Here is an 8,256-nt window from a genome sequence, read left to right on the forward strand (position 1 = left end):
TCGGCTGCACGTGCCGGCGTCATGCAGGCACAATAAAGACAATCAGAAGGAGATGACAGTCTTGCGTATCAAGCATCAAGCAACGCGCATTGCGCGCGTGGTGGCCGCAGCTCTTGCCGGCCTTGCCGTTCAGCACACCGCCATTGCCGCCGAAGCCTGGCCGACCAAGCCGATCAAGGTGATCGTGCCCTATACCCCGGGCGGCTCCACCGATACCGTGTCGCGCGTCGTGTTCGAAAAGGTTTCGCAAAGCCTTGGCCAGCCGATCGTGATCGAGAACAAGCCGGGCGCAAACAGCACGCTGGGCGTTGGCGTGGTGGCGCGTTCGGCGCCGGACGGCTATACGTTCGTTTCGGTACTGGCCGCGTATAGCGCGAACATGTCGCTGTATTCGAAGCTCAGCTACAAGCCTTCGGATCTCGCGCCGGTCGCGGAAATGGCGGAGCTGCCGCTGTTCCTGTTCGCCAGCAAGAAGCTGCCGGTCAAGACTGTGGCCGAACTCGTCGACTATGGCCGGAAGCACCCGGACACGCTGACCTTCGGCTCCAGCGGCATTGGCAGTTCCGCACACCTGACCGGCGAACGCCTGGCGATGGAATCGAAGGTCAAGATGACCCACATTCCGTACAACGGCAGCGCGCCCATCCTGCCCGCACTGATTTCGGGCGAAGTCTCGATGGCCTTCGATCCGCTGCTGGTGCCGATGCCCCACGTGAAGTCGGGCAAGATCAACGCGCTGGCCGTCGCATCGGCAAAGCGCTGGCCCGGTGAGCCGAATATCCCGACGATGGAAGAGGCCGGCTTCCCGGGCTTCGTCATGAGTTCGTGGACCGGCCTGCTGGCGCCCGCCGGCACGCCGCAGCCGATCATTGATCGCATGGCCAAGGAGATTGCGGCCGCCACGCGCAGCGCGGATGTCGCGAAGAAGCTCACGGACCTCGGCTTCATTCCGGTGGGCAGCACGCCCGAGGAGTTCCGCAAGCTGATCGAACACGACACTGGGCGCTATGCGCAGATCGTGAAGGCCGGCAAGATCACGCTCGATTGATTGAGCTGGTCTGCAGTCCTGCGGGGCAGGCGAAGCTATTCGTTCGAATGCCCCGCGTCCCCGGCGATGTCCGATTTGCTGACGTAGTCATCCACCGCGCTGCCCACGGTGGGATGAAACTTGTCGTCGCCAAGGACGTCCATCAGCTCGAAGCGCCTGAGCTTGTCGCGGACCGGGTCCTTCATCTCCGCAAGGTGCAACGCGATGCCACGATCGCCCAGCATCCGGCTAAGCTCGCGCAACATGTCGGCAGACGTGACGTCAACGCTGGTCACGGGCTCGGCAGCCACAACCACCCTGCGTACCGGCGTCGGCGATTCGTCCACTGCTTCGAGCAGCCGCTCCTGAAACAACTCGGCATTGGCGAAGAACAACGGGGCATCCCAGCGGAACAGCACCAGCCCCGGAACGCGCGTGGCATGCGGGTAGCGCGTGATGTCGTGGTAGCCGCGTAGCCCCTCCACGTGGCCGAGTATGGCGAAATGCGGCCGCCAGCCGTCCCACAGGAATTCAATCACCGCAAGGACCACGGCCAGGCAGATGCCGGGAATCGCGCCGAACACGGCCACTGCGGCAAAGCAAACCATCGAGAGCCAGAATTCCCATTGCTGGATGCGATAGATACGCGCCAGGTCCGCGAACTCGAACAGCCCGATAGCCGCCGCAATCACCACCGCTGCGAGCGCGCTGTTTGGCAGGTTGTGCATCAGGTCCGGCGCCACCAGCAGCAGCGCCGCAACCGCCAGCGCGCCAACCACGCCGGTCAACTGCGTCTTGGCGCCTGCGGCTTCGGCAACCGGCGTCCGTGACGAACTGCTGCTGATCGGGAAGCCCTGGAAGAACCCTGCCGCGAGGTTGGCCGCGCCAAGGCCAACCATCTCCTGATTCGGGTCCACGCGATGGTTGTGCCGCGCGGCAAACGTGCGCGACAGCACGCTGGTATCCGCGAAAGCGATCAGCGCCACCGCGCAGCCGCCAAGCACGATCCTGACGAAATCGGCATCGGTCACCCATGGCACCGAAAAGGCCGGCAGGCCCTGCGGGATCGAGCCCAGCACCTTCACGCCCACGCTGTCGAGGTGGAACACAGTAACGCACAGCGTTGCCACGATCACCGCGATCAGGATGCCAGGTACGCGCTCGAATCGCTTGAGCAGCAAAATCAGCACCAGACTGCCCACCCCCACGGCGAAGCTGTACCAGTTGGTCTGCCCGGCTGCCACCGCACGGCCAAGCTGCAGCAGTTCCCTTAGCGGCCCGGCGTCCTCGATCCGGATGGCGAACAGTTTCGGAAGCTGGCTCACCAGAACCGTCAGCGCAATGCCGTTCATGTAGCCGTACCGAATCGGCTTGGACAAAAGCTCGGTAACGAAGCCCAGGCGCAGCAGCCCCAGGATGATGCAGAACAGGCCGGAGACAACCGCCATCATGCTGGCCACGCCGATAGCGCGCGCCGGATCGCCGCCGGAGACCTGCACCACGACAGCCAGCACCGGCGCTGCCAATGCGGAATCCGGGCCAAGCACAAGGATTCGGCTGGGGCCGAACACCGCGTATGCGAGCAGCGGGATGATCGTCGCATAGAGGCCGTAGACGCCAGGCACGCCGGACGCCTCCGCATAGGCAATGCCCACCGGCACCAGCATCGTGGTCAGGACCAGCCCCGCCGCCAGGTCTTTCGGCAGCCAGCCCGCCTGATACGTCCGGAGCATCGCGGCGCCCGGCAGCCAGCGTAGCCAGCCGGCAGGCGTGGACGTTCTACGTTCGCCGTGTGGGACGGGCCCGTTGGATTGCATGGTCGAATCCTCGCAAGAGACCGCCTTGCCGGGGATTGGCAAGCTGCGGCGGGATACACCCCCAAGCATAGATGCCGATTAGTGATCTTGCGCGCCGCGCGGCTGCTGCAACGCAGCAAGCGCGGGCGTGCCAGCGTGGCCGCGTTGCATCGCGCTTGATGTGAATCAATCGATGAAAAATCGCATTACCTAGACTCCAGTCACATCGAAGTGACCCTTGACTCGAGAGGCAACCATGCAACGCATTTCATCCCTCATGGCCATCACCGCCGCGGCCGTTCTGTCGCTGTCCGCCTTGCCTGCCAGCGCCCAGAAGAACTACACCGACGGCGGCGACCTGTATGGCGGCGCCCATGCCCCGGTGCCCAAGGACGCACAGGCGCCTGCGGCCAAGAAGACTGCGCACAAGGGCACTGCTTCCCATAGCGGGAAGTTCGACCCCTATACCGAGGGCGCGAACACGAAATCGAACCTGGCGCCGCAGAAGAAGGCGACTGACGACGCGGCCCGTTCCGGCAAGTTCGACCCGTACTCCGAGGGCGCCTCGAAGTAAGCCTGCCAACAGGCGGAAGCACGCCCATCCAGTCACCCCATCCAACCTGATTGAAGCTCTTATGCAAAAGAACGCTGGAAGCCTGGACCGCCTCGCGCGGATCGTTATCGGTATCGTCCTGATCGCGCTGGCTGCGACGCACCAGGTGGGTATCTGGGGATGGATAGGCGTCATCCCGCTCGTGACGGGCCTGATCGGGTATTGCCCGCTCTATCGCGTGTTCGGCTTCAGCACCTGCCCGATCACGCGGCAGGGCAGGTAACCGGAACCGACCAGGGGACCTACCATGTACCAGCACATCCTAGTCGCCATCGACGATAGTCCCTGCGCGCGCAAGGCCCTCAACGAGGCGATCGGTCTGGCCAGCGTCTGCCAGGCCGATCTCGAGATCCTGCACGTGATCGACTACAGCTTCCTGCAGTATGACTTCGGCTATGGCGACTTCACCGAGTTGCGTCCGCAGTTTGTCGCCGCCGGCGAGGATCTGCTTCGCCGCGCGGGCGAAGCAGCGGGGGCCGCCGGGTTGCAGCATCGCCAGCAGTTGATCGACGATCTCGCGACGATGGGCAACGTGGCGGACCGCGTCAACGAGTACGCGCGCACTTGCGGCGCCGATGTGGTCGTGATCGGCACGCATGGTCGCCATGGCCTGAAACGCATGCTGCTGGGCAGCGTGGCCGAGAGCCTGGCGCGCGATTGCCCGGTGCCGGTAGTGCTGGTGCGTGACACCACGCCAGCAGCGGCGCCTTGATAGCGTCTCTAAACCGAAAATTCGTCGAAGATCAGCTGCCGCAGCCACTGATTGCCGGGCTCGCGATGGTGCGTGGCGTGCCAAAGCACGTTGATGACGATATCGGGGATCTTCACCGGGCACGGTACCGACGTCAGGTCGAACGGCGTCAGCGTGCGTATGGCATAGGCCTCCGGCACCACGGCGATCAGGTCGGTCGTCTGGAGAATATGGCCAACGGCCACGAAGTGCGGCACGCACAGGCGCGAGCGCTGCGTCACGCCTGCCCGCTGGATGGCCATGTCGACCATGCCGTGGCCGGTGCCTTCCGCCACGATCGATACACGATCCGCCGCCGCAAACGCCTCCAGCGTCATGCCCTTCCTGCCCAACGGATGCCCCTTGCGGAAGATGCAGACATAGCGCTGCTGGAACAGCCGCCGCTGAAAGAAGCCCGTCTTCAGGTCGGGCAGGAATCCCAGTGCCAGATCCACGCGCCCGCTTTCCATTTCTCCCTGCAATGAATCACCGTGGTTGCGGACGGTGCTGATGGTCACGCCCGGCGCAATCTTCGCCAGCCGCTTCATCAGGCTCGGCAGGAAGTAGATCTCGCCGATGTCCGTCATCGCCACGGTGAACGCCCGCGTGCTGGTTGCCGGATCGAACGTCGTCCGCGCATTGAGCGTGTGGTGGATCGCATCGAGCGCCTCGGCGATTGGCCCCGCCAGCGTCCCGGCAAGTGGCGTAGGAATCATCCCCTTGGAAGTCCGCAGGAACAGTTCGTCCCCCATCAGCTTGCGCAGCCGGTTCAGCGCATTGCTGACGGCCGGCTGCGTGATGCCAAGCGTCTCCGCCACCGCGGACACGCGGCGCTGACGCAGCAGCTCGTTGAATACGACAAGCAGATTCAGGTCGATATCGCGCAGTTCCATCGGTGTTCGCTCCATCCACGGTTCAATTCCCGGCGCACCGAGCATTATCACTCTCCGTGATATATCAAATCAACGAAGTTCTATTTATCAATAGCGCAAGCCCCGGCAAGATGGCGTCCAGACAAAAGACCAGCAAGGAGACACTGGCGCCATGGACATCTCGATCCAGCCCCTGCAACGCACGCTTGACATCGCCCCTGGGCAGAACCTGCTCGAAGCACTGCGCGCGCATCAAATCCCGATTTCCTATAGCTGCATGGCTGGCCGGTGTGGCACGTGCCGCTGCCGCCTGAACGGCGAGACGGTGCTCGCGTGCCAGACCACCGTGGTGGACGCATGCACCGTGGAGATTCCCGAGATCGACGAGGTGGTGGTCCACCCCGCGCGCATTCTCAAGACCACGGTCACGTCGATCGAGGACATGACGCACGACATCAAGCGGCTGCGCCTGAAACTGTCGAAGCCGTTCGCTTTCTCGCCGGGCCAGTACGCACACCTGCAATTCACGCCCGAGCACATCCGCCCGTATTCGATGGCCGTCACCGAGAACCCGGACGAGATCGAATTCCATATCCGGCTGGTGCCCGAGGGACGCGTGACGACCTACGTCGGCAACACGCTCAAGGTTGGTGACGCGGTGCGCGTGAGCGGCCCGCTGGGCACCGCCTACCTGCGGCGCAAGACCGCCGGGCCGATTGTCTGCATCGCCGGTGGCACGGGCCTGGCACCCGTGCTGTCGATCCTGCGTGGCATGGCCGAGGCACGCATGGACAACGACGTCCACGTCTACTTCGGCGTGCGGTCCCGCGCCGACATCTATGGCGAGCCCTGGCTGGCGGCATTGCGGCAGGCGATGCCCAACATGACCTTCCACGTCGTGGTGGCATCGAACGACGCACAGGACCACCGCGGCGGCATGGTGACGCAAGCCGTGGACGACGACTGGTCTGCCATGGATGGATGGACCGCGTACCTGGCCGGCGCGCCGGCAATGGTCGATGCGGCCACCAGCCTGCTGCAAGGCAAGGGCGTGGCCCCGGAGCACATTCACGCAGACGCATTTCACACAACCGGAGACAAAGCATGAACGAGGCGCCCATCGCATTCAGGCGGCCCACCTGGAAGGACGACGGCTCAAGCCGCATCCCGTTCTGGGCCTACACCGACGAAGACACCTATCGGCGCGAGCTGGAGCGCTTCTTCTACGCGGGGCACTGGTGCTACGTTGGCCTGGAGGCGGAGATCCCCAATCCCGGCGATTTCAAGCGCACCGTGGTTGGCGAACGGTCCGTCATCGTCACGCGCGCGGCCGACGGTGGCATCCACGTGGTCGAGAACGTCTGCGCGCATCGCGGCGTGCGCTTCTGCCGCGAGCGCTTCGGCAACCGCAAGGATTTCACGTGCCCGTATCACCAGTGGAACTATGACCTCAAGGGCAACCTCGTCGGCGTGCCATTCCGGCGCGGCGTCAAGCTGGACGGCAAGGTCAACGGCGGCATGCCGGCCGATTTCGATCCGAAGCAGCACGGGCTGACGCAATTGAAGGTCGCTGTGCGCAACGGCGTGATCTTCGCTTCGTTCGATCATGACGTGCCGTCGCTGGAGGCCTACCTTGGCCCGACGATCCTGCGTTACTTCGACCGCGTGTTCGACGGCCGCCAACTGACGATCCTCGGCTACAGCCGCCAGCGCATTCCCGGCAACTGGAAGCTGATGCAGGAGAACATCAAGGACCCCTACCACCCGGGCCTGCTGCATACGTGGTTCGTCACGTTCGGCCTGTGGCGCGCCGACAATCGGTCGGAGCTGAAAATGGACGAGCACTTCCGCCATGCCGCGATGATCTCCACGCGCGGGACAGGCGGCAAGGGCGAAGTCACCAGCGGCGTATCGAGCTTCAAGGACCAGATGCATCTGCACGACGACCGCTTCCTCGACGTGGTTCACGAGGACTGGTGGGGCACGCCAACCGCCGTGATGATGACGCTGTTCCCGAGCGTGATCATCCAGCAGCAGGTGAACTCGGTGTCCACGCGCCATATCCAGCCCAACGGCCACGGATCGTTCGACTTCGTCTGGACCCACTTCGGCTTTGCCAACGACAGCGAAGACATGACGAGGCGCCGCCTGCGCCAGGCCAACCTGTTCGGCCCGGCCGGCTTTGTCTCCGCCGATGACGGCGAAGTGATCGAGTTCTCGCAGGAAGGCTTCGAACAGAAGCCGTTCCACCGCACCGTTGCCGAACTTGGCGGCCGCGAGGTTGGCGACACCGACCACATGGTGACCGAAACACTGATTCGCGGCATGTACCAGTACTGGCGCCGCGTAATGGAGGCCTGAGATGGCAGACTTCGAAACCTGGCAGCAACTGCTGGCCCTCTACGCCGACTACGCGGCCGCACTCGACAACAACGAGTGGGACAAGTGGCCCGACTTCTTCACGGAAACCTGCGTCTACAAGGTGCAGCCGCGCGAAAACTACGAACGCGGCTTTCCGCTGGCCACGCTGTCATTCGAAAGCCGCGGCATGCTGCGCGACCGCATCTACGGCGCGACCGAAACGATCTTCCACGACCCGTACTACCAGCGGCACGTGGTGGGCATTCCGCGCATCCTGGAAACCGGCGGCAACCGCATTCGCGCGGAGGCCAACTACGCGGTATTCCGCACCAAGCCCGACGAGGTCTCCACCGTCTTCAACGTCGGCCGCTATCTGGACATCATCGAACGCACCGACGCGGGCCTGAAGTTCGCGCAGCGTCTGTGCATCTTCGACAGCGAGATGATTCCGAACTCGCTGATCTACCCTATCTGAGGATCTGTCATGGCACAGGAATGGACCAAGGTCATCGAACTGGTGGCCGTACCGAACGACGACGTCATCGCCGTGCAGGCCGCCGGACGCGAACTGGCCGTCTACGGCGTGGATGGCGAGGTATTCGTCACCCACAACATCTGCACGCACGGCCACGCGCGGCTGTGCGACGGCTTCCTGGAGGGGCATGAAATCGAATGCCCGCTGCATCAGGGCCGCTTCGACATCCGCAACGGCCGCGCGATGTGCGAGCCGCTGACCGAGGATATCGAGACGTTTCAGGTGCGGATCGAGGGCGGCGAAGTGTTTGTGAAGATCTAGCGCTTGGCGAGGGCTGATGTCCACGGTTTGCTCCCCTCTCTCGCCGTGCGGGAGAGGGGTT

10 protein-coding genes are annotated in these 8,256 nt (G+C 63.9%); 8 read left to right on the top strand and 2 right to left on the bottom strand.

Going from position 1 to position 8,256, the window contains the following annotated elements; genetic code table 11:
* Window positions 1–52 precede the first annotated feature (52 nt).
* Window positions 53–1,048, top strand: a complete 996-nt coding sequence (locus B552_RS0122380) for a tripartite tricarboxylate transporter substrate binding protein (RefSeq protein WP_051003607.1) — start codon at window positions 53–55, stop codon at window positions 1,046–1,048.
* Window positions 1,049–1,083: 35 nt separating this feature from the next.
* Here B552_RS0122380 and sulP read toward each other — a convergent pair whose 3' ends face one another.
* The gene (gene sulP, locus B552_RS0122385) at window positions 1,084–2,844 is read right to left on the bottom strand and encodes a sulfate permease (protein WP_035880196.1); all 1,761 of its coding nucleotides are present in this window, start codon (window positions 2,842–2,844) and stop codon (window positions 1,084–1,086) included.
* Window positions 2,845–3,079: 235 nt separating this feature from the next.
* Here sulP and B552_RS0122390 point away from each other — a divergent pair, with 235 nt between their 5' ends.
* The 3 genes from B552_RS0122390 (at window position 3,080) to B552_RS0122400 (ending at window position 4,148) form a co-directional block, all read left to right on the top strand.
* Window positions 3,080–3,397 (top strand): hypothetical protein, encoded by a 318-nt coding sequence (locus B552_RS0122390; protein WP_035880198.1) that lies wholly within the window; start codon window positions 3,080–3,082, stop codon window positions 3,395–3,397.
* Window positions 3,398–3,458: 61 nt separating this feature from the next.
* Window positions 3,459–3,659: a DUF2892 domain-containing protein gene (locus B552_RS0122395; RefSeq protein WP_019451297.1), complete on the top strand. Its 201-nt coding sequence runs from the start codon at window positions 3,459–3,461 to the stop codon at window positions 3,657–3,659.
* 24 nt (window positions 3,660–3,683) lie between these two features.
* The gene (locus tag B552_RS0122400; protein WP_019451298.1) at window positions 3,684–4,148 is read left to right on the top strand and encodes a universal stress protein; all 465 of its coding nucleotides are present in this window, start codon (window positions 3,684–3,686) and stop codon (window positions 4,146–4,148) included.
* Window positions 4,149–4,156: 8 nt separating this feature from the next.
* Here B552_RS0122400 and B552_RS0122405 read toward each other — a convergent pair whose 3' ends face one another.
* Window positions 4,157–5,059 carry a LysR family transcriptional regulator gene (locus B552_RS0122405; RefSeq protein ID WP_019451299.1) on the bottom strand — a complete coding sequence of 301 codons (903 nt, stop codon included), beginning with the start codon at window positions 5,057–5,059 and terminating at the stop codon, window positions 4,157–4,159.
* 151 nt (window positions 5,060–5,210) lie between these two features.
* Between B552_RS0122405 and B552_RS0122410 the strand changes: the two genes are divergently transcribed.
* The 4 genes from B552_RS0122410 to B552_RS0122425 are packed head-to-tail and all read left to right on the top strand — an operon-like array spanning window position 5,211 to window position 8,195.
* Window positions 5,211–6,146, top strand: coding sequence for an FAD-binding oxidoreductase (locus B552_RS0122410; RefSeq protein WP_019451300.1), 936 nt, complete (start codon window positions 5,211–5,213; stop codon window positions 6,144–6,146).
* Window positions 6,143–7,399, top strand: coding sequence for an aromatic ring-hydroxylating dioxygenase subunit alpha (locus B552_RS0122415; RefSeq protein ID WP_019451301.1), 1,257 nt, complete (start codon window positions 6,143–6,145; stop codon window positions 7,397–7,399). The genes B552_RS0122410 and B552_RS0122415 overlap by 4 nt, the downstream gene beginning before the upstream one ends.
* A gap of 1 nt (window position 7,400) precedes the next feature.
* A complete protein-coding gene (locus tag B552_RS0122420; protein WP_019451302.1) occupies window positions 7,401–7,874 on the top strand; it encodes a nuclear transport factor 2 family protein in 474 nt (157 codons plus the stop codon).
* A 9-nt stretch (window positions 7,875–7,883) separates the two neighbouring features.
* Window positions 7,884–8,195: a non-heme iron oxygenase ferredoxin subunit gene (locus B552_RS0122425; protein ID WP_019451303.1), complete on the top strand. Its 312-nt coding sequence runs from the start codon at window positions 7,884–7,886 to the stop codon at window positions 8,193–8,195.
* Window positions 8,196–8,256 lie beyond the last annotated feature (61 nt).

This window comes from Cupriavidus sp. BIS7, from assembly GCF_000292345.1.
Taxonomy (GTDB): domain Bacteria; phylum Pseudomonadota; class Gammaproteobacteria; order Burkholderiales; family Burkholderiaceae; genus Cupriavidus.

Coding starts and splice junctions, on each gene's coding strand:
- B552_RS0122380 (WP_051003607.1), top strand. CDS start 53: ATGACAGTCTTGCGTATCAAGCATCAAGCAACGCGCATTGCGCGCGTG.
- sulP (WP_035880196.1), bottom strand. CDS start 2,844: ATGCAATCCAACGGGCCCGTCCCACACGGCGAACGTAGAACGTCCACG.
- B552_RS0122390 (WP_035880198.1), top strand. CDS start 3,080: ATGCAACGCATTTCATCCCTCATGGCCATCACCGCCGCGGCCGTTCTG.
- B552_RS0122395 (WP_019451297.1), top strand. CDS start 3,459: ATGCAAAAGAACGCTGGAAGCCTGGACCGCCTCGCGCGGATCGTTATC.
- B552_RS0122400 (WP_019451298.1), top strand. CDS start 3,684: ATGTACCAGCACATCCTAGTCGCCATCGACGATAGTCCCTGCGCGCGC.
- B552_RS0122405 (WP_019451299.1), bottom strand. CDS start 5,059: ATGGAACTGCGCGATATCGACCTGAATCTGCTTGTCGTATTCAACGAG.
- B552_RS0122410 (WP_019451300.1), top strand. CDS start 5,211: ATGGACATCTCGATCCAGCCCCTGCAACGCACGCTTGACATCGCCCCT.
- B552_RS0122415 (WP_019451301.1), top strand. CDS start 6,143: ATGAACGAGGCGCCCATCGCATTCAGGCGGCCCACCTGGAAGGACGAC.
- B552_RS0122420 (WP_019451302.1), top strand. CDS start 7,401: ATGGCAGACTTCGAAACCTGGCAGCAACTGCTGGCCCTCTACGCCGAC.
- B552_RS0122425 (WP_019451303.1), top strand. CDS start 7,884: ATGGCACAGGAATGGACCAAGGTCATCGAACTGGTGGCCGTACCGAAC.